The 20690-nt window shown below is 55.3% G+C and carries 21 protein-coding genes; 13 read left to right on the top strand and 8 right to left on the bottom strand.

What is annotated here, in order from left to right:
• Positions 1–1071, top strand: coding sequence for a flagellar biosynthesis protein FlhB (locus ACFX4O_RS13485; protein ID WP_380209342.1), 1071 nt, complete (start codon positions 1–3; stop codon positions 1069–1071).
• 57 nt (positions 1072–1128) lie between these two features.
• Here the strand turns inward: ACFX4O_RS13485 and tisB are convergent, their stop codons facing one another.
• Positions 1129–1218 (bottom strand): type I toxin-antitoxin system toxin TisB, encoded by a 90-nt coding sequence (gene tisB / locus ACFX4O_RS13480; RefSeq protein ID WP_072037788.1) that lies wholly within the window; start codon positions 1216–1218, stop codon positions 1129–1131.
• Positions 1219–1728: 510 nt separating this feature from the next.
• Here tisB and ivbL point away from each other — a divergent pair.
• The 3 genes from ivbL to ilvN all read left to right on the top strand — a co-directional run bounded on the left by ivbL (position 1729) and on the right by ilvN (position 3909).
• The gene (gene ivbL / locus ACFX4O_RS13475) at positions 1729–1827 is read left to right on the top strand and encodes an ilvB operon leader peptide IvbL (RefSeq protein ID WP_110093690.1); all 99 of its coding nucleotides are present in this window, start codon (positions 1729–1731) and stop codon (positions 1825–1827) included.
• Positions 1828–1932: 105 nt separating this feature from the next.
• Positions 1933–3621: an acetolactate synthase large subunit gene (gene ilvB / locus ACFX4O_RS13470; protein WP_380209344.1), complete on the top strand. Its 1689-nt coding sequence runs from the start codon at positions 1933–1935 to the stop codon at positions 3619–3621.
• A gap of 3 nt (positions 3622–3624) precedes the next feature.
• Positions 3625–3909, top strand: a complete 285-nt coding sequence (gene ilvN, locus ACFX4O_RS13465; RefSeq protein WP_017458118.1) for an acetolactate synthase small subunit — start codon at positions 3625–3627, stop codon at positions 3907–3909.
• A gap of 9 nt (positions 3910–3918) precedes the next feature.
• Here ilvN and ACFX4O_RS13460 read toward each other — a convergent pair whose 3' ends face one another.
• Positions 3919–4821, bottom strand: a complete 903-nt coding sequence (locus ACFX4O_RS13460) for a LysR family transcriptional regulator (protein WP_380209347.1) — start codon at positions 4819–4821, stop codon at positions 3919–3921.
• A 104-nt stretch (positions 4822–4925) separates the two neighbouring features.
• Between ACFX4O_RS13460 and ACFX4O_RS13455 the strand changes: the two genes are divergently transcribed.
• The 3 genes from ACFX4O_RS13455 (at position 4926) to nepI (ending at position 7392) form a co-directional block, all read left to right on the top strand.
• Positions 4926–5378, top strand: coding sequence for a DUF1198 domain-containing protein (locus ACFX4O_RS13455; RefSeq protein WP_380209348.1), 453 nt, complete (start codon positions 4926–4928; stop codon positions 5376–5378).
• 96 nt (positions 5379–5474) lie between these two features.
• Complete coding sequence (locus tag ACFX4O_RS13450; protein ID WP_380209349.1) at positions 5475–6008, top strand: SRPBCC domain-containing protein; 534 nt, start codon at positions 5475–5477, stop codon at positions 6006–6008.
• A 199-nt stretch (positions 6009–6207) separates the two neighbouring features.
• On the top strand, positions 6208–7392 hold the full coding sequence (gene nepI, locus ACFX4O_RS13445) for a purine ribonucleoside efflux pump NepI (protein ID WP_380209351.1): 1185 nt from the start codon (positions 6208–6210) through the stop codon (positions 7390–7392).
• A gap of 10 nt (positions 7393–7402) precedes the next feature.
• Here the strand turns inward: nepI and ACFX4O_RS13440 are convergent, their stop codons facing one another.
• The 6 genes from ACFX4O_RS13440 to ACFX4O_RS13415 form a co-directional block, all read right to left on the bottom strand.
• The gene (locus ACFX4O_RS13440; protein ID WP_380209353.1) at positions 7403–8305 is read right to left on the bottom strand and encodes an EamA family transporter; all 903 of its coding nucleotides are present in this window, start codon (positions 8303–8305) and stop codon (positions 7403–7405) included.
• A 114-nt stretch (positions 8306–8419) separates the two neighbouring features.
• Positions 8420–9799, bottom strand: a complete 1380-nt coding sequence (locus ACFX4O_RS13435; RefSeq protein ID WP_131412511.1) for a carbohydrate porin — start codon at positions 9797–9799, stop codon at positions 8420–8422.
• Positions 9800–9947: 148 nt separating this feature from the next.
• Positions 9948–10259 carry a PTS lactose/cellobiose transporter subunit IIA gene (locus ACFX4O_RS13430; RefSeq protein WP_131412509.1) on the bottom strand — a complete coding sequence of 104 codons (312 nt, stop codon included), beginning with the start codon at positions 10257–10259 and terminating at the stop codon, positions 9948–9950.
• A 6-nt stretch (positions 10260–10265) separates the two neighbouring features.
• Complete coding sequence (locus tag ACFX4O_RS13425; protein WP_380209355.1) at positions 10266–11654, bottom strand: glycoside hydrolase family 1 protein; 1389 nt, start codon at positions 11652–11654, stop codon at positions 10266–10268.
• Between the two features lie 37 nt (positions 11655–11691).
• Complete coding sequence (locus ACFX4O_RS13420) at positions 11692–13020, bottom strand: PTS cellobiose transporter subunit IIC (protein WP_020455796.1); 1329 nt, start codon at positions 13018–13020, stop codon at positions 11692–11694.
• Positions 13021–13032: 12 nt separating this feature from the next.
• A complete protein-coding gene (locus ACFX4O_RS13415; RefSeq protein WP_131412505.1) occupies positions 13033–13347 on the bottom strand; it encodes a PTS sugar transporter subunit IIB in 315 nt (104 codons plus the stop codon).
• 294 nt (positions 13348–13641) lie between these two features.
• Between ACFX4O_RS13415 and ACFX4O_RS13410 the strand changes: the two genes are divergently transcribed.
• From ACFX4O_RS13410 to ACFX4O_RS13385, 6 genes are all read left to right on the top strand, one after another.
• Positions 13642–14598, top strand: coding sequence for a LacI family DNA-binding transcriptional regulator (locus ACFX4O_RS13410; RefSeq protein WP_131412503.1), 957 nt, complete (start codon positions 13642–13644; stop codon positions 14596–14598).
• Between the two features lie 351 nt (positions 14599–14949).
• Positions 14950–16653, top strand: coding sequence for an ABC transporter substrate-binding protein (locus ACFX4O_RS13405; protein WP_380209359.1), 1704 nt, complete (start codon positions 14950–14952; stop codon positions 16651–16653).
• A gap of 47 nt (positions 16654–16700) precedes the next feature.
• The gene (locus ACFX4O_RS13400; protein ID WP_131412497.1) at positions 16701–17660 is read left to right on the top strand and encodes an ABC transporter permease; all 960 of its coding nucleotides are present in this window, start codon (positions 16701–16703) and stop codon (positions 17658–17660) included.
• Positions 17660–18607 carry an oligopeptide ABC transporter permease gene (opp4C, locus tag ACFX4O_RS13395; RefSeq protein WP_380209362.1) on the top strand — a complete coding sequence of 316 codons (948 nt, stop codon included), beginning with the start codon at positions 17660–17662 and terminating at the stop codon, positions 18605–18607. Before ACFX4O_RS13400 ends, opp4C begins: the two co-directional genes overlap by 1 nt.
• Positions 18604–19584, top strand: a complete 981-nt coding sequence (locus tag ACFX4O_RS13390; protein WP_380209364.1) for an ABC transporter ATP-binding protein — start codon at positions 18604–18606, stop codon at positions 19582–19584. Before opp4C ends, ACFX4O_RS13390 begins: the two co-directional genes overlap by 4 nt.
• A complete protein-coding gene (locus tag ACFX4O_RS13385; protein ID WP_380209366.1) occupies positions 19581–20558 on the top strand; it encodes an ABC transporter ATP-binding protein in 978 nt (325 codons plus the stop codon). The genes ACFX4O_RS13390 and ACFX4O_RS13385 overlap by 4 nt, the downstream gene beginning before the upstream one ends.
• Positions 20559–20690: the final 132 nt, after the last annotated feature.

Raw genomic sequence — 20690 nt, 5'->3', positions numbered from 1 at the left:
ATGGCGGAAAAAAACGAACAACCCACGCCGAAAAAAATCCGTGATGAGCGTAAGAAAGGGAATGTATTTAAAAATGAAGGGGTGCCGCTGCTGTTGCTGATCACGCTGGCGATGGAATTCATTTTTATCATGATGGAGCGCGGAATAGACCGCCTGCAACAGCTCTTCGCTGTGGCCCTGAGTAGCATGACGCTGCCGTTTATTACGGCGGCAAAACGGTTAACGCAGTTGCTGGTAGTGGAATTGAGTATTTTCCTGGTGCCTGTTCTGGGTGTGGCGATAGCGGCAAGGTTATTAGGAAACTGGCTGCAATTTGGCTTCCTTATTGCGCCCGAATCGGCGATGCCGAAATTTGAACGCCTAAACCCGTTACAAAAAATTCAGCAAATGTTCTCCACCAGAGAGCTTTCAGAATTGGTTAGCAGCCTGCTGAAATTCTTAACTATCGTCTATGCCAGCTACAGTGCGGTTTATCCGCATATCAACGAGATACTCTTCCTGGCGGCAAGCCCGCTGATGCGCTTACCGCAGGTACTGCGTAACCTTGTTAGCGACATATTTCACCACATGTTGATATTGCTCGCTGTCTGGACGGCGCTCGATTTTGGCCTGCAAAAATATCTGTTTATCAAGACGCAAAGGATGAGCATTGAAGAGGTACGCCGGGAAAACAAAGATACCGAAGGCGATCCGCATATTAAATCGTACCGTAGAAGCCTGATGATGAGCCCGCCGTCGATGCCAGTCGACGTGCCGCAGCCCGGGGAGATGCTAAAGCTGGCGGATGTGGTACTGAATGATGCCGCATCACGCGCGGTTCTCCTGCGTTACGAGCAGCAGAACGTTGCGTTACCGCATATTCTTTTTAAGCAGCAGGGCAAAGACGCGGTGTCCGGGCTTCTCGATAGCGCCCGCGCGTTGAACATCCCGGTTATCGACGCGCCGCAACTGGTTCATTTGCTGATGCAGTATGAGAGTGGGCACGCCATTCCACGCCAGGCGATCGCGCATACGGCGTATATCTACAACCAACTGCAGCAAATGAAAAAACGCGAGCCAGAGACAGCCTGAGAGGCGTGTAAAAGGGGGGCGGTTTCCCGCCCCCCTTTGGTGCGACTTGAACCTGAATTACCGCAAAAACTTCAGGACAGCTTCAAGCAGTTGCAACAAGGCAACAATGAGTTTCAGGATCAGAATAACCATCTCCATTCCGCCCATACGCTTCTCCTCTGGTCAAGGAGCACCGGCTGACGTACCTTTCCGCTACCTGTTGCCAGCCTTGTTGTTGGCGTAACGCAGTGTGCTCTTGAGGGGTTAAGGCACTGACGGCACCACCCGTTTCAGCCAGGAATTCTTGCGCCGTTGAACGCGGCCCCTCACGCTGGTTCGCAAGGTCATTATATATTAACACTGTTTATATATACAGTATTTATTGGCGGAATTTTCGACATTGATCCATACTCAATGCGGGAAAAACCGCCTGAAAATTGCGCATCCGCAGGATTCGTCGTATAGTTGCGTGGTTGACGTAACGCAGTGTGTTTTGCGGCCACCAACCGCGAAAATGCTGACAAAAACCTCGCTCCGGCGGGGTTTTTTGTTTTCAGGCGCCAGGCAAATAAACGTGATCGGCTGCGCAGTTTCCTGCGGGTGCGTAAAAAGCAGTTGTCGGCGAATGATTCCTGTGTTTGTATAAATCTCGTTAATAACACAACAGACAGGCCCCTAATGAACGCTTCCACCAATCCGATGAACCTACTAAAAACCGCGCATAACGCTGCGGTGGTCGTCGTGCGTGTGGTGGTGGTCGTCGGCAATGCGCCGTAGGGTCCGGAACAACACACGATTCCAAAACCCCGCCGGCGCAAACCGGGCGGGGTTTTTCGTTTTAACCCCTCCTGGAAAGCCGGCTCAGAAGAAAAGGACTGGAGCATGGCAAGTTCGGGCAGCACATCGCAATCCACGCGCTACACAGGCGCGCAGCTGATTGTTCATTTACTGGAGCGTCAGGGCATCACCACCGTTACCGGTATTCCCGGCGGCACCGTTTTGCCGTTATACGACGCGCTAAGCCAAAGTAAACAAATTCGCCATGTGTTGGCGCGCCACGAGCAGGGCGCGGGCTTCATCGCGCAGGGCATGGCACGCACGCAGGGCAAACCGGCGGTTTGTCTGGCGTGTAGCGGGCCGGGAGCGACCAACCTGGTGACCGCCATTGCCGACGCTCGTCTCGATTCAATCCCGCTGATTTGCATTACCGGCCAGGTTCCGGCCTCGATGATTGGCACCGATGCATTCCAGGAAGTGGACACTTACGGCATCTCTATCCCCATCACGAAACATAACTATTTGGTTCGCGACATCAGCGAACTGCCGCAGGTGATTTGCGATGCGTTTCGCATTGCGCAGTCTGGTCGCCCTGGCCCGGTGTGGATAGATATTCCTAAAGATGTGCAGACGGCGGAAATTACCCTCAGCGAGCTGCCGGAACCCGGTTATAAAGCGCCCGCTCCGGCGTGGAATGCCCAGGATGTTCACGCTGCAGCAGAGATGATCAACGCCGCCGAGCGCCCGGTGCTGTATCTGGGCGGCGGGGTGATTAATGCGCCGCAGCAGATCCGCCGCCTGGCGGAAAAAGCCAATATGCCCACCACCATGACGCTGATGGCGCTCGGTATGTTACCGAAACAGCACCCGCTGTCGCTCGGTATGCTGGGAATGCACGGCGCACGCAGCACCAATTACATTTTGCAGGAAGCGGATCTGTTGGTGGTGCTTGGCGCACGTTTTGATGACCGGGCGATTGGCAAAACGGAACAGTTCTGCCCGAATGCCAAAATCATTCATGTAGATATCGACCGCGCGGAGCTGGGCAAAGTGAAGCAGGCGCATGTGGCAATCCAGGGCGACGTTGGCGACGTGCTCGATGCGCTGATCCCGCAAGTCGAAGCTCATTCTCGCCACGCCTGGCGCAACACCGTGGCGCAGCTGCAAAAAGAGTTTCCCGGCGCGATCCCGCAAGCGGGTGACCCGCTCACCCATTACGGTTTGATCAATGCGGTCGCTGCCTGCGTGGATGACAATGCGATCATCACCACTGATGTCGGACAGCACCAGATGTGGACGGCGCAAGCTTACCCGCTGAACCGCCCTCGCCAGTGGCTGACTTCGGGTGGGTTGGGCACCATGGGTTTTGGCCTGCCAGCAGCGATTGGCGCGGCGCTGGCGAACCCGGAGCGTAAAGTTATCTGCTTTTCCGGTGATGGCAGCCTGATGATGAACATCCAGGAGATGGCCACTGCTGCGGAAAATAACCTGGATGTGAAAATCATCCTGATGAATAACGAAGCGCTGGGGCTGGTGCATCAGCAACAGAGCCTGTTCTATAAGTCCGGCGTCTTTGCCGCAACCTATCCAGGCATGATCAATTTTATGCAGATTGCCGCCGGTTTTGGTCTGCACGCCTGTGATTTAAACGCGGAGGCCAATCCGCAGGCCGCGTTGCAGGAAGTAATCTCCCGTCCTGGGCCTGCGCTGGTGCATGTGCGTATCGACCCGCAAGAAAAAGTTTACCCGATGGTGCCGCCGGGCGCGGCGAATACAGAAATGGTGGGGGAATAAGCCATGCAAACAACTGATAACGTCATTCTCGAACTCACCGTGCGCAACCATCCGGGCGTGATGACGCATGTTTGTGGGCTATTTGCCCGCCGCGCGTTCAACGTAGAAGGCATTCTTTGTCTACCGCTACAAAGCGGCGAGCAGAGCCGTATCTGGCTCCAGGTGGCGAATGACCAGCGGCTGGAACAGATGATAAGCCAGATCGATAAGTTGGAAGATGTGGTGCAGATTATCCGCCACCAGACCGATCCCGGCGTGTTCAACAAACTCGGTCTGTTCTTTGAGTAATCGTCGCGCTTAACGCTGGCTGATATCGAACAGCAGGTTGCGTAGCCACTGATGCGCCGGATCGCGGTGGCTGCGTTCGTGCCAGGCCAGGGTTTTGGTAAACCCCGGTATCGGCAAGGGCACTTCTCGTATGCACATATCTGGCGTCAGGCTGGCAAGGCGTTGCGGCACCACGGCAATCATATCGCTGACGGTTAAAATTTCCGGCAGGATCAGGAAGTTATTCACCGACACACCTACGTGGCGGCTTTTGCCGATCGTGGTCAGTGCGTTATCGGCCACGCCGCGAAAACGTTCGCCATCCCATGACACCAGCGCATGTTCCAGCGCGCAAAAGCGATCAAGCGTTAGGGAACTTTGCGCCGCATCCGGGTGGTCGGCACGCATCATGCAGACAAAACGCTCCTCAAACAGCGCCCGGCTGTGCAGCGCTTCCGGCGTGCTGTGCGGTGTCATTAACGCCGCATCCACTTCGCCACGCTCAAGCTGGCTCACCAACCGCTGTGGCTGCACGGGTTCAACGCGGATGCGAATCCCTGGCGCGTGCTTTTTCAGCTCAGCAATAAACGGCACGATCACCACTTTCAGGGCATAGTCTGTCGCCGCCAGCGTCCAGATAAACGCGGCGCTAAGCGGGTCAAAGGCGGTGGGTTTCAGCAAGTGCTCGATATCCGCCAGAATCTGTTTAACCGGTGCCGCCAGTGCCTGCGCACGTGCTGTGGGCACCATGCCATGTGGCGCGCGGATAAACAGCGGGTCGGCAAAATAATCGCGCAGGCGCGTCAGCATGCCGCTTACCGCCGGTTGCGTCAGCGAAAGCCGGGCGGCAGCGCGCGTGACATTGTGTTCATCAAGCAGGGCATCCAGCGTTTTCAACAGGTTAAGATCGAGGTTTCTGATATCGTTATTCATGATAGTGACCAGCCAGAGCGATAATAAAGATTATCGCATTTACGGCTGTCCGTAGCGGGTAATTTCCCCGTATGATGAGCCTCTTTTGCGCCTCGGGAGCGGTTATGATTTGGTTGATGTTGGCAACGCTGGTGGTAGTTTTTGTGATTGGTTTCAGGGTATTAACCTCTGATTCGCGTCGCGCGATTCGCCGCCTCACCGACCGACTCAACATCCAGCCCGTGCCAGTGGAATCGATGATTGATCAGATGGGAAAAACTGCCGGTGGCGAATATCTGAGCTATCTGACGCGCCCCGACGAAGCACACCTGCAAAACGCCGCCCAGGTGTTACTGATCTGGCAAGTATCTATTGTCGATAGTAGCGAGCAGAACCTGGTTTACTGGCATCGGGTGATGCAAAAAGCGCGGCTGGCAACGCCTGTCACCGATGCGCAAGTGCGCCTGGCGCAAGGGTTTTTGCGCGAGCTGGAACCGGACAGAGCCGATCTGAACAACTTCCAGATGCGCTATAACGGGCTGTTTATGCCCGAAGAGGGCGTTCACTGGTTACACTGATATCACACAGCGTGATGATGCTCATCAAAGATAGTCATTAGATTTATACCACTCAGCGGCGCAAAGTGGCCTCGTTCATCCATGACGAGGTACACCATGACTCAATCCCCGACCCAAAGCGCCATTGTCTGGCCGCACGATTACCTGCCGGGCACCACCGATAACTTTGCCTCCAACGAAATCATTGTTGCCGGGCTAACGGCACAAGACATTTGGGTACAACTGAACGACACCCGCCTGTGGCCGACCTACTACAGCAACGCGCAAGATATCCGTTTCCAGGATGGGAGCGGCCCGTTATTAAGCGCCAATGCCCGTTTTTGTTTCACCACTTTTGGTTTTCCGGTCGACGCGCAGGTGTGTGAATATGTTCCGCCTGTTGAAGGTCAGGCTGCGCGTATTGCCTGGCATGGCTGGGTTGAAGGTGATGCGCCGTCGCGTCTGGATGCGATTCATGCCTGGCTGTTTGAGGATTTACCCGGCAACCGCGTGCGCATCCTGACGCAGGAATCGCAAACCGGTGTTCCGGCGCAACAGTTGGCGAGCGCGGTACCCAACCCGATGATCAATGCTCACCAGGAGTGGATTGTCGGCCTGGCAACGGCGGCGCGTAACGCGCGGGAAAAATAACACTCGGTGCTGCTGACGCGGTATAAAACCCGCCGCCGTCATGCCACGATACCCGTTACGGTATGCGCACTGGCCAGCGCGCTTTCGGCCTGGCGGTTGAGTTCATCGCCGAAACAGAGTTGCCAAATTGTTAATTGCGTCACAGATTTTGAATGTTACACTGCGCGACCTTCACGAATAAAAACTAAGCAGGTAACGAATGAGTGAGCAATCTGTGGCGCCCTCTTCAACAGATGCGGTAAGCCGCCCGAACTGGTCGGCGGTTTTCGCCGTGGCATTTTGCGTGGCCTGCCTGATTACTGTGGAGTTTTTGCCGGTAAGTCTGCTCACGCCAATGGCGCTGGATCTGGGCGTTTCGGAAGGTCTGGCCGGGCAAACCGTCACCGTGACGGCGTTTGTCGCCATGTTCGCCAGCCTGTTTATTACCCATGTTATCCGCGCTGCCGACCGCCGCTATGTGGTGATTGCTTTCGCGGTGCTGCTGACTCTCTCTTGCCTGCTGGTGTCGTTTGCCACCAGTTTTGCCCTGTTGCTGCTGGGCCGCGCCTGTCTTGGTCTGGCGTTAGGGGGTTTCTGGGCGATGTCGGCGTCGCTAACCATGCGGCTGGTGCCGATGCGCAGCGTGCCAAAAGCGCTGTCGGTGATTTTTGGCGCGGTGTCGATTGCACTGGTGATCGCGGCACCGCTCGGCAGTTTTCTTGGTGGCATCATTGGCTGGCGTAACGTGTTTAACGGCGCAGCGCTGATGGGGGCGGTCTGTATCATCTGGGTGTGGCGGGCATTACCGTCGTTGCCAGGGAAAACCGAACACCACGAGAACATGTTCGGCCTGCTCAAACGCCCAGGCGTACTGGCCGGTATGATCGCCATTTTTATGGTTTTCGCCGGGCAGTTTTCGTTCTTCACGTATATTCGCCCGATTTATACGAACCTCGCCGGGTTTGACGTCGATGGGCTGACGTTAGTGCTGCTGAGCTTCGGTATCGCCAGCTTTGTCGGTACATCATTCTCTTCGGTGGTAATGAAACGCTCGGTGAAACTGGCGTTGGCGCTTGCGCCATTAACCCTGGCAATTAGCGCGCTGGTGCTGATTCTGTGGGGGAACGATAAGGTTGTCGCGGCGGGCATCGCCATTATTTGGGGGCTGGGTTTTGCGCTGATCCCGGTGGGTTGGTCGACGTGGATCACCCGCACGCTTGCCGATCAGGCAGAAAAAGCCGGTTCCATTCAGGTGGCGGTGATCCAGCTTGCCAACACTTGTGGCGCGGCAATTGGCGGTTTTGCGCTCGATCACTATGGTTTGCTCTCGCCCTTGGTGCTTTCCGGTAGTTTGATGCTGTTAACGGCGCTGCTGGTGGCCGCTAAAGTGCGGGTAAAAGCGTAAACCAGTCGGCTTATGCGGCGCGTATTTTGCGCCGCGAGTCCCAGGAAATCAGCAAGACCGACGAGACAATCAACAGCGTGCCGAGCCAGTCCGGCAGCGAAAACGCCACGCCGAGCAGCGCAACCGACAGCAGGGCGCTGCTTAGCGGTTCGGCGCAACTCAGAATGCTGGCTTTCGACCCGCCAATCATCTGCGCGCCTTTCAAATAGAGGCTAAACGTCAGCGCGGTGCCAATCACTACCAGGTAGAAGAAAGCCATCAGCAAGCGGCCATCAACCACAAAATCATTCCCCTGCCCGCCGAAGAACGGCGTCAGCATCAATCCCGCCAGCAACATACTCCAGCCGACGATCGGCAGCGTGCCGTAACGGGCGATAAGCTGCGAAGGATAGGTAGTGTAAAACGCGGCAGCAAAGGCCGAGACAATGCCCCACAGCAGTGCTTCAGGCGAAATAGACAGCGAGGTCAGGTTGCCGTGCGTCACCAGTAGAAACGTGCCGATAAGCGAGGTGGCAATCGCAGACGCCACGGGGAAGGTGGGCCGCGCTTTGCGTACCAGTGCAAACCACGCCACGATAATGGTCGGCGAGAGGAATTGCAGCACCGTCGCGGTGGCGGCATTGGATTTTTCAATCGTCAGCAGGAAAGTGAGTTGCACGGTCAGCGCGCCAAACAGCGAGAAGAACAGCAGGCTAAGGGCGTCTTTACGATTTTTCAGGATGGCGAAAAGTTTGTCACCGTGGACAAACGACAGCGTTAACAAAATCACCCCGGTGAACAACAGCCGCGTCATGGTCAGCCACGGCGAGGAGATATGACTTTTTTGCATAATGTACTGCGCGCAAACCCCGGAACTGCCCCATAAAACCGCGGCTGCCAGCACGTAAAACATCCCTTTTTTGCTCGAACCCATGTGCTAACCCAACTCTGTGATGCTGATGACTTATCGTAAGGCCGCGCATCATAACACATGTACAGAGTTTAACCGGAGGCGGCATGAGGGGGGACCGCCTCCGGTTTTGTTACCTTACCACCAGGCTTCCCACATCGCGCCGATGTTGAACGAATCGAGCGTAGAGTCGTTGGTGCCGTTCACGCGTGCGGTGCGTTTGTTATCCACTTCGCCGCCGGTCACGTAGAAGCGCAGCATCGGGCGGAACTCTGGTCCCATCGCGATAGAGATGTTCTGCGACAGGGTCGCTTTCCAGCCGTGGTTATCGCCGCCGTCATCATAATCTACACGTTGATAACCCAGTTCCAGCCAGGTGGAGTGCACATCGTTCCACCAGTGCATCGGGCGAACAATCGCGCCATAGTTGCGGCGGTTATCCGCTTTGTTGGCGCTGTTATCGTAGTCGTGGAACGCCAGCAGGTAGTCCACCTGAGTCTGACGGGAGAATTTGTAGCTGCCTTCGAAGCTGGCGTAAATCGCGGTCAGATCGTCGGTTTTGTTGAATACGCTGTTATCGGCGTTATCGGAGTAGCGCGCGATCAGTTTGTTAATGCCGTGGTCGTAGGTATGGCTCAGCACCGCGCCGCCTTGCCAGGCTTTCAAGCGGGCATCGCTTTCAATCGCTTTCGAGTCAAAGCCGTAGTTGGCGTAGATTTCCAGATCCAGCGGGCCGACTTTCATCCCGTGAACTTTGGAGGTCAACGCATAGTTACCTTTATCGCCGACGTTGGAGCCACCAGTACAGGTGATGCGCGACGGGTTGGCTTCATCTTCCAGCACTTCCGGGCTACAGGATGCAACCGAGCCGACAGCCGCAACATCAAACTTCACGCCGCCGATATCGAAGTTTTTCACCCCGGCACCCTGGCCGTCGTGAGTCATCCAGAAGTAGTCGTTAATGCCTTGTTGTGGACGCTGGTGGAAATCACGTCCCGCCCAGAAGTAAGCGTTCGGGTTGGACGCCAGCAGGTTGGTCACCCCGGCATAGGCTTTTTTCAGGTTAACTTCGTCGCCCCAGTGGTCGAACATCACGTTGACGTCCCAGATAGCGCCGTTTTCGCCTTTAAAGGCTTTGGAGAGCTGGAATTCACCGCCGTTGCCTTCGTTGCCCAGACGACCAATCGCTGACGCGCCATTATAAGAGCCATCAACGCCAACATATTTCTGATCGCCAGACTGGAAGTGCGCGCCATAACGGGCGTACCCGCTAAATTTCAATCCGTAAGGCACCGCCAAATCCGGGGTTTGCGCCGCGCTTTGCGGTTCCACCACCACATCCGCTTTTTTATTCACGGCGGCATCCATTTTTGCCTGACGTTCCGCCAGCGCTTTATCCACCGCCTTGGCGACGATGGCATCGATTTGCTCTTGCGTGAACTCTTGTGCGAAGACGGAGCCAGAGCAAAGAGTGGCCGCAACCGCCAGCGCCACTGGAAGTTTTTTATTAATTCTCATGGTTATCTCAATTTAGTAAGTTATTCTCAGACAATAACCATCCCGGGTGACCGGGCAGAGATTATTGCCATCACCATTACGAACTGCTTTTATTTTATAAATGCGGGTACAGCTTAATTAAGATTTACCGTAATCAATTCTCCGTTAATTATTGCCGATATAAAGTGTGAAGCTGAATTATCTCTTCGGATAACTCACGTGCTAATAATGACGTCATTAAATGATCCTGCGCATGCACCATAATTAATGTCATCGGTTGCCGGGCTTCACCTGCATCCTGTTCGATTAATTTGGTTTGCATTTGATGCGCCTGGCGCGAGTAGCCATCCGCTTCCTTCAGCAACTGGCGCGCTTCGTCAAGATTGCCTGTCCTTGCCGCGCGCAGCGCTTCAAAGCACAGGCTGCGCGACTGTCCGGCGTTGACGATAATTTCCATTACCGCTTCTTCGAGTTCAACCATTGTCATTTAATCCTGATTAAAACCATTATTTTCAGCGGTGGCGGCAAACCACTCTCCACTTTTCTTAATGGTACGTTTTTGTGTTGCCAGATCTAATTGCACAAAACCGTAGCGGTTTTTATATGCGTTACACCATGACCAGTTATCAATAAATGTCCACATATGGTAGCCAAGGCAATGACACCCTTCGCTAATTCCTTTATGCAGCCAGATAAGATGATCGCGAACAAACGTAATGCGATAACTGTCGTTTATTTGCCCATCTTCAATAAAACGCTGTTCGTTCTCGACCCCCATACCGTTTTCGGAAATAAAACAGCGTGGATTACCGTAATTGACGCGTAAGTTAGTGAGAATATCGTAAATACCTGGCTCATAAATTTCCCACCCGCGATACGGGTTCATTTTGCGCCCTGGCATTTCGTAATAATCAAACAACCACTCCGGCATAAACGGCGCGTCGGGATTGACCGCGCTGTCCCGGCACTTTACCCGCCGTGGCTGGTAATAGTTAATGCCGAGCAGATCGATTTTCCCTTCTGCAATCAGCGCGATATCGTCCGGCTGGCAAGCGGGCAGCTGGTCATACTCTTTCAGCAGCGCCACCAGATCAGCGGGATACTCGCCGCGCAGTACCGGGTCGAGAAAACTGCGATTGAACAGCAAATCGGCATAGTGCGCCGCTTTCACATCCGCCGGGTGCTGCGAACGTGGATAGGACGGCGTCAGGTTCAACACAATGCCAATCTCACCGGCGTAAAACCCGGCGCGAAACGCTCTCACTGCGCTGGCATGCGCCAGAACTGTGTGGTACGCCACCGTTGCCGCGCGTTTAAAATCCACCACGTTCGGGTAATGGAAATCGTACAGATAACCGCCCTCTACCGGCACAATCGGCTCGTTAAAGGTGAACCAGTGATGAACCCGATCACCGAACAGTTCGAAACAGATTTGTGCGTAGCGGCTGAAAGCCTGTACCACTTCCCGGCTCTCCCAGCCGCCTTTTTCCTGCATCACCATCGGCATGTCGAAGTGAAACAGCGTGATAAACGGCGTAATACCCTGCGCCAGCAGCTCGTCGATGACCTCGTTATAGAACGCCACCGCTTGCGGATTCACTTCGCCGTCGCCATCCGGGATCAGCCGTGACCAGCTGAATGAGGTGCGAAAGCTGTTGTGCTTGAGCTGCTTTAACAGCGCGATGTCCTGCCGCCAGTGGCGATAAAACGTCGAGGTTTCTTGCGGCCCAATTTGCTGGTGAAAGCGCCACGGCTGGCTGGCGTGCCAGGCATCCCATGTTGTTGCGCTTTTACCGCCTTGCTGGCTTTCCCCTTCGGTTTGCAGCGCAGAGCTGGCGCTGCCCCACCAGAAGTTTGCGGGAAATACGTATTTCATTACCGACTCCTTTTCGTTACTGCTAATGCATTACGGCTTAGTTACTGCGGACGGTTTCCGTCATCGGCGCGCTGCTCTGCGCTTTTTCTTCTTCTGCTTTCATTAATGAATGCTCGTAAGCACGCAGGAACGGCAGATACATCAGGGCGGACATCACCATACAAATCAGGCACATCACCACCGGGCTAAATGCCCAGTTCGCCGCCCAGGAAGCACCGATAGGCGCAGGCGTTGTCCACGGTGTCAGGGAGACGACTTGCGCCAGCAGGCCCATTTTGGTGGCGGTGTAAGCCAGCACGGCGTTAACCAACGGCACACAAACAAACGGCACAAACAGCATCGGGTTCATGATGATCGGTGCGCCGAACAAAATCGGTTCGTTGATGTTAAAGAAGCTCGGTACGACGCCCATTTTGCCGATGGTGCGCAGATGCGCGACGCGGCTACGCAGCAGCAGGAACGCCAGCGGCAGGGTGGAACCGACGCCGCCAATCAACAAGTAGTGATCCCAGAAACCTTGCAGATAGACGTGCGGCAGAGCAGCGCCCGCAGCCAGTGCAGCCTGGTTGGCGGAGAGGTTTGCCATCCAGAACGGGTTCATGATGCCGGTGACAATCAGCGAACCGTGGATACCGGCGAACCAGAAGATCTGGCACAGCAGTACGGAAAGCAGAATGGCAGGCAGGGAATCGGACGCGGAAACCAGCGGTTCCAGTACGTGCATAATCGCCTGCGGCAGGATCATGCCGGTTTGTGCTTCAATAAACAGGTTCAGCGGGTGCAGCGTACCAATGATCACCAGCACCGGAATGAGGATTTCAAACGAACGGGCAACGCCGGTCGGCACCTCTTTTGGCAGGCGAATGGTGATGTTGTGCTGCTTAAGCCAGGCGTAAACGCGGGTGGAGTAAATCGATGTCAGCAGCGCGGTGAAAATGCCCTGGCCGGAGAGATACTGGGTAGAGATTTTGCCATCTGCATACGGTGCGGCGACCAGCAAAAACGCCATAAACGCCAGCAGACCGGTCATCACCGGGTCAAGGTTAAACTGGCGACCCAGGCTTGCACCAATCCCGACGGAGATAAAAAAGGTCATTACCCCCATGCTGAGGTTAAACGGCAGCATCAGCTGTGCGCGGTATTCGGTGGAGAAATCGAGCCACGCGCGGGCGAAACCAACGGTGGTGTCAGCGGAAAACGGCGGGAAGATAAACACCAGCATAAACGAGCCGATGATCATAAATGGCAGTGCGGCGGTAAAACCGTCACGAATAGCGATAACGTACTTCTGTTGCCCGAGGCGACCGGCCAGCGGCGTAATGCTTTGCTCAATAACCGTAATCATTGATTGATATAAGGAACTCATAAGAACACCTTTTTAATGCGCCGCTTCTATGAGCGACAATGCATAGTCCAGTACCTCGTTGCCACGTTGCATTCCGTAGTCCATCGGGTTGATGGGTTGGACCGGAATGCCCTGAGCGGCGGCCTTTTCTGACAGCGTATTTAGCATGTATTTGACTTGCGGTCCGAGAAGCACGACCTGGTAACGCGGAAACTGCATGTCGAATTCCGCTACGCCATACGCATCGATCTCTACCGGTATATCGCGTTCCTTCGCGGCTTCCAGCATTTTCCTCACCAGTAAGCTGGTGGACATACCGGCTGAACAGCACAACATAATCCTGAACATCGTTAACCATCCTCGAAGTGTAAAAAGTTATTGCGGGGACGATTGGATATCATATGGAAACCGGTTTCCATTTATTCGCCACAGAAGTGTGATAGCAGTCAATGTCTGTGAATTATCTGATGCTGTTATTGGATTTGCGTCACGGATTTTGGCACTCTGTTGAGAACAAAAAGCGCAAAATGGAAAATCGGTTTCCATCAAAAAGCGAAACCGTTATACTGCGTGTGGTTATATATTAGCCGTTGAAGTATTTTAGATTTTGCAGGTGCAATGTGCGTCTGTCAGGGGAGAAAGATGTCTACAATCAACGATGTATCACGTTTAGCTGGGGTGTCGAAAGCCACAGTCTCACGGGTGTTGAGTGGTTCGCGCGGCGTTAAGGAAGCCAGTCGCCTCGCGGTGCTGAAAGCGGTCGACGAGCTGAATTATCGGCCCAATGTTATCGCGCAGTCATTGCTCAGCCAGTCGACAGGCTGCATCGGTGTTATCTGCGCCCAGGACAATATCAACCAAACCACCGGCTACCTTTACGCGCTGGAAAAGCATTTAAGCCAGAGCCAGAAACATCTGCTGCTGCGCTTCGCCAATACCAAAGCGGAAGTGATGAGCGCGCTGGATGAGCTGACCTGCGGGCTATGCGACGATGTGCTGATTATCGGCGCGCGTTTCCCGCTCAAAATTGACGACGAAAACGTCATCCTGGTGGATTGCGTAGAGTCTGCTGACGCCACACCCAACTGTATTCAATTTGATCACGCCTTCGCCGCCGAAACGGCCTGCAACTACCTGATTAGCCAGAGCCGCCGACAAATTGCGCTGATCCACCCGCGCACCGCCGCAGCCGATCAAGTGCTGCACGGCTATAAGCTGGCGCTGGAAAACAATTTCCTGCCGTTTAACCGCAACCTGGTGTTTATGGATGACACCACTTCCTCTGTTGCGTTACAGGTGCTGCTCAATAATGCCACTACCCTGAATTTCAACGCCTTATTGGTGGCGGACGAGCAGGAAGCCCAGCGCGTGATCCCGCAATTGCAGGCGTTTAATAAATCGGTACCTGGCGACATTATGGTATTCAGCCTCGCCGGTTCGCTGCATTTGCCGGGCATTCCTACCATTCCGGCTATCGAATATTCGATGGACGCGATGGCGGCGCGCATTGTCGCCTGGCTAAATGAAAAAACGCAGAGCGTGCTGGGCGCTTACCGGGTGCGCGGGGATTTAATTATTCCCGATGTCAGCAAACGCTAATCGCCATTTTGAAAGCCTCCGGTCGGGGGCTTTTTTATTACCTTCGTTAAAGTACGTTCTTTTTTCGCAAAACGCCGTTACGGTTTGCTTTGCTGTCAGATGAAATAAATTCCTTTCTTCCCGCCAGTCTGTCGGAAAAAAACATAAAGGGTATTTTTCCCGGGCTCAACTTCCCCCGCGCAGCGCAGGTTATCAGCCATTTAGCTAAATCCAGACCATCGTTAGCCATAAGTGTGCTAAGGACGTTTTGTTCTAAGCCATACGTTTTCGTTGTTAGACAGGGTGCGGTGCGGCTCTTATCGTTCGTCATTATTTGTAAATTCCACGCAATCATTTGATGAGGGAGCAATTTTGGTCAGCTTCGTGAATAGCTTAAAAACAAAACCCACGCGCTTTACCCTCGCGCTGAAAATCGCGCTACTCAGCAGTGTGGTGGCGTTCTCTTCTGCGTCGTTCGCCGATGAGATCTTAAAAGAAGGCATCACACCGGCGACAGATGCCAGCCAGATCCCGGCGGCGGCTAAGCTGCGCAAAGACACGGTGGTGGCCGGTATTTCGGAGCCGCAGGGGATTTTTAACCCGTACTTCTTCGTCAATGGTTGGGATGAAAACGTCACCAACGTCATCTTCTCGCGCCTGATCGACTGGGACAGCCACGGCAAACTGGTGCCGGGCCTGGCCGAAAGCTGGACGGTTAGCCCGGACAATAAGGTTTACACCATCAAGCTGCGCCCGAACCTGACTTTCAGCGACGGTTCGCCGCTGACTGCCGAAGACGTGGCTTTTACCCTGACGGTGCTTTACGACCCGAAATATGATGGCGATACGGATATCACGCTGGCGAATATTGCGGGCGGCGCGGAATACAAAGCCGGGAAAGCGGACAGCGTCAGCGGCCTGAAGGTGATTGACCCGTTAACGCTGCAAGTCACCACCACCCAGCCGGGTGCGACGACGCTGGCGAAAATTGGCGGGCCGGTGCTGTCCAAAGCCTATTACGGCAAGGGCTATCAGCGCGGCAACCTGGACTATCTGCGTACACTGCACGGCAAACCGCTGGGCAACGGGCCGTATGTCTATGAGAAATACATTCCGGGCCAGGAGATCCGTTTCCACGCCAACACCCATTTCTACCGTGGAACACCACCGACGCCGCGCTTTATCTACCGCGTGACCAACCCGTCCACCAACTTCCAGCTGTTCCAGACCGGCGAGACGGACTACGACGCGTTCACCTCGCGACCGGATGATATTGAACAACTGAAAATGCTCGGCTTCGCCAACATCAACCTGTACGGTTCCAGCGATTACAGCAAAGTGGAATTCAACGTGCGTCGTCCGGCGTTGCAGGATGTGAAAGTGCGCCAGGCGCTGATTTACGGCCTTGACCGCCAGAAGCTGATTGATGTGGTGTATCAGGGTTACGGCAAAGTGGCGATTGAGCCAATTGCGCCGATTTCCTGGGCCTATAACACTGACGGGGTTAACCCGTACAAATTCGACCCGGCGCAGGCGAAAAAACTGCTGGATGAAGCGGGCTGGAAACCAGGGCCGGACGGCATCCGCGTGAAAGACGGTAAACGCCTGGAACTGACCTTGCTGGTGAGCAAGAAAGTGCTGAACGACGCGCTGATCCCGATTGCCAAAGAGAACTGGCAACAGATTGGTGTGCTGCTGAAACCACAGGTTGTCGACTTCAACGCCCTGATGGCGCAGCGTAAAGCGGGCAATTATGACCTTGCCTCCTTTAGCACCAGCACGTTAAACGATCCGCATGACGGCGTGTGGGATTACTACAGCACGGAAGCGAAAGAGTCCGGCTATAACAACCCGCAGGTCGATAAGCTGATTAACGAAGCTAACGCGGTGCTGGATGTGGAAAAACGTAAGCCGATTTACCATCAGCTGTATAAAGTGCTGGCGGATGATCCGCCGGTGATCCTGCTGGGCAACCGCGAGATTTTGTCGGCCAGCAGCGCCCGCGTCACCGGTTTTAAACCGGATATCTATAACGGCCTGACCGGCAGCCTGCCGGATGTGAAAATCGTCAAGTAACACCATCACAACTGCCGGGGATTCCCGGCAGTTGCCATGAGAGCGCTATGCGAAATTTTATCCTGAGGCGGCTGCTGCAAACCGTGCCAATGCTGCTGCTGGCTTCGCTGATTATCTTCATGCTGTTTGCCAAAACGCCGGGCGACTTTATTGACGGCAACATCACGCTGACCGCCGCCCGCGCCGCTGAACTGAAAGCCATTTACGGTCTCGATCAACCGCTGTTCACCCGCTATCTGCACTGGCTCGGCCAGTTGTTACGCGGTGATTTAGGCTTCTCTTTGCAATACCAAATCCCGGTGAGTCAGTTGCTTAACCAGTACATCTGGAACTCGTTCCTGCTGGCAAGCGTGGCGCTGGTGTTTTACTGGGGTATTGGCCTGGCGGTAGGTATCGCCTCGGCGCTGAAACCCAACTCGCTGTTCGATCACCTCGTGAGTGTGGTGGTGTTCGCCGCCATGTCCTTTCCGACCTTTTTCCTCTGCCTGCTGCTGATTAAGTGGTTTGCCGTGGATCTGCACTGGCTGCCTGTCGGCGGCATGACCAACACCGGCAGCGACGAAGGCGGCTGGGCGTGGGTGATGCAGGTGGCGGCGCACCTGGTGTTGCCGGTGCTGGCGCTGGTGATGTTGCAGGCGGGCAGTCTGACACGCTATTTCCGCGCCAGCATGCTGGATGTGGTGAAGATGGATTTTATCCGCACCGCGCGCGCCAAAGGGCTGCGCGAACGGACGGTGATTTTTAAACATGCGCTGCGCAATGCACTGCTGCCGATTATCACTCTGCTCGGATTTGAACTGCCGGGGCTGTTTTCGGGCGCGATCATCACCGAAAAAGTGTTTAACTGGCCGGGTGCGGGGCATATTCATATCGATTCGCTGGCGGCGCGCGATTACCCGGTGCTGATGGGCTTTACCCTGTTCCTGGCGGTATTAACCATTCTCGGCAACCTGATTGCTGATGTGCTTTACGCGTGGGCAGATCCGCGTATTCGGGTGAGGTCGTGATGTTCGGTTCGCTTTTTTCAACCAATCGCCGCCTTCGTAAAGCGGAAATCCCGGCGCTGGCGCAGGCCACGCCTTCACCGTGGCGGCAAGCCTGGAAAGCGCTGTGCCATAATCATTTAGCCATGTTGTGCCTGTTTTTGCTGGTGGTGATGACGGTCTGGTGTGTGCTTGGGCCGGTCTGGTCACCGTGGAAAAACGATGCCACCGACGCGCTGATGATCAACAAGCCCCCCGGTGCGGAACACTGGCTGGGCACCGATTTTCTGGGTCGTGATGTCTATACCCGCCTGCTGCTGGCCGGGCGCATTTCGTTGATTATCGGTCTGCTGACCATGCTGCTCTCCGTGGCGCTCGGCTATCTGCTGGGCGCGGTCTCCGGCTACGCGGGCGGCTGGACGGATAAACTCATCATGCGTCTGGCGGATCTGGTGATGACCATTCCGAGCTTACCGCTGCTGATTGTTGCCGGGGCGATGCTGTCGGAACTCGATTTCTCCGCTGAATCACGCATCTACATGGTGGTTATTATGCTCAGTTTGCTGGAGTGGCCGAAGCTGGCGCGGCTGGTGCGCGGGCAAATTCTCTCCCTGCGCGAGCGTGATTTCATGCTGGCGACGCAAGTGCTGGGCTTGTCGTCGCGTCGCCGTCTGTTTGGTCACTTGTTGCCAAATACCATCCCGATTCTGGTGGTGATGGCGACCATGGCGGTGGCAAACGCCATCCTGATGGAGTCCGCGCTGAGTTACCTCGGGCTTGGCGTGGTACCGCCCACGCCATCGTGGGGAAACATGATGGACGCCGCCAACAGTCTGATCGATTTTCAGCGCCGCCCGTGGCTGTGGATGCCGCCGGGTATCGCCATTTTTATTACCGTGATTGCGATTAACGTGTTGGGTGACGGCCTGCGCGATGCGCTGGATCCGAAGATGAAACGGAGCGTGAAATGAGCGAACCGCTGATCACCTTTAATCAGTTGTCCCTCTCTTTTGCGGGTGAACAGGGGCGCGTACGCGCCGTGCAGGACGTGTCGTTCACCATCAACGCCGGGCAAACTATCGGCGTGGTGGGCGAGTCCGGCTGCGGCAAAAGCGTGACCGCTATGGCATTGATGGGTTTGCTGCCGCCGCAAGCGGCCCGCATCGACGGCGGGCAAATTCTGTTTCAGGGCACGGATTTGCTGCGCCTGAAGCCGTCAAAAATGGCGGATCTGCGCGGCAACCAATTGGCGATGATTTTCCAGGAGCCGATGACCGCGCTTAACCCGGTGCTGACCATTGGCGAGCAGCTTTGCGAACCGTTGATTCGCCATCGCGGCGAAACGCCAAAAGCCGCATGGGCGCATGCCACCCAGTTAATCACCGAAGTGGGGCTGGCGCGGGCGGAGAGCCTGATGAGCAGCTATCCGCATCAGCTTTCCGGCGGCATGTTGCAACGCATCATGATTGCCATGGCGCTGAGCTGCCAGCCCAAACTGCTGATCGCCGATGAACCAACTACCGCGCTGGATGTTACCGTGCAGGCGCAAATCTTGCGGCTGCTGCGCGACCAGGCACGGGCGCATGAGATGGCGCTGATGCTGATCACCCATGATTTAGGCGTGATTGCGCAGATGGCGGAGCATGTGGTGGTGATGTACGCCGGGCGCATTGTTGAACAAGGCCCGACGGCCGATGTGCTGCGTAACCCGCTGCATCCGTACACCAAAGGGTTAATCGCTGCACGCCCCATTCCGGGCGAGCGCCGGCGTCGGCTTTACTCCATTCCGGGCCAGGTGCCGGATCTCGCCGCGCTGCCGCCGTACTGCGCCTTTTACGATCGCTGCGAACGGGCGACCGAGCAGTGCCGGGCGGGGATCCCACCGCTTATCGGCCAAACGCGGCAAGCCGCGTGTATTCACAGTGCGTTAGTGGAGCCAACCGCATGAGCCAGCAATATGTGATTGAAGTGGATGGGCTGAAAAAGCACTTCCCGCTGCGTGACGGACTGTTTGGCCAGCAAACCGGAGAGTTACGCGCCGTGGACGGCGTCAGTTTTAAGATTCGCCAGGGGACAATTTTCGGGCTGGTGGGTGAGTCCGGCAGCGGTAAAACCACCGTTGGCCGCACCTTGCTTGGGCTGTACGACAAAACCGCAGGTAGCGTGAAGTATCGCGGCCAGGAGCTGCAAGACCTGAGCGCGAAACAGATGCGCGCGCTGCGTCCGAAAATCCAGCTGGTATTTCAGGATCCGTACAGTTCCCTGAACCCGCGTATTCGCGTGGGCGATGCGATTGGCGAAGCGATGCTCGAGCATAAGCTGTGCAGCCGGGCAGAGCTGCGCGACAAGGTGCTGGACGTGATGAAGATTTGCGGGCTGGCACCGCAGCATTACAACCGTTTCCCGCACGAGTTTTCCGGTGGGCAGCGCCAGCGTATTGGCATTGCGCGCGCGCTGATCCTCAACCCGGATTTCATCATCGCCGATGAGCCGATTTCGGCGCTGGATGTCTCCATTCAGGCGCAAATTATTAATTTGTTTGCGGATTTACGCGACGATCACGGCGTGACATTCCTGTTTATCTCCCATGATTTGGGCGTGGTGGAACACCTGTGCGATGACATCGCGGTGATGTACCTCGGGCAACTGGTGGAAACCGCCAGCCGCGACACGTTGTTTAACCAGCCGCTCCACCCTTACACCCAGGCATTGCTGGCGGCGGTGCCAACGCTTGACCCGGATAGCGAACCCGTCGCTGTGGTGCAGGGGGAAATTCCCGATCCGTCGCGCCCGCCGTCCGGCTGTCGTTTCTCGTCGCGCTGCCCGCTGGCAACCGCACAATGTCGCGTCGAAATCCCCGTGCTGCGTGAGGTGGAGCCAGGACATCATGTGGCATGTCATTTGGTGGGAATAGCAAAATAAATAATGGTCTTTTTATTTCTGGCTGGCGTTACATAACCAGCCAGAAATAGAGAAAATAATCTCTTCACTACTGCCGATAATTGATATTTATATTTTTAAATAAGCGCGACGGTAATTTAAATGGTCAGTGAT

This window comes from Kosakonia sp. YIM B13571 (genome assembly GCF_042788095.1).
GTDB lineage: Bacteria > Pseudomonadota > Gammaproteobacteria > Enterobacterales > Enterobacteriaceae > Kosakonia > Kosakonia quasisacchari.
Note: the sequence above shows the minus strand (reverse complement) of the source record. Positions and strands in the feature narration are given on the sequence as shown.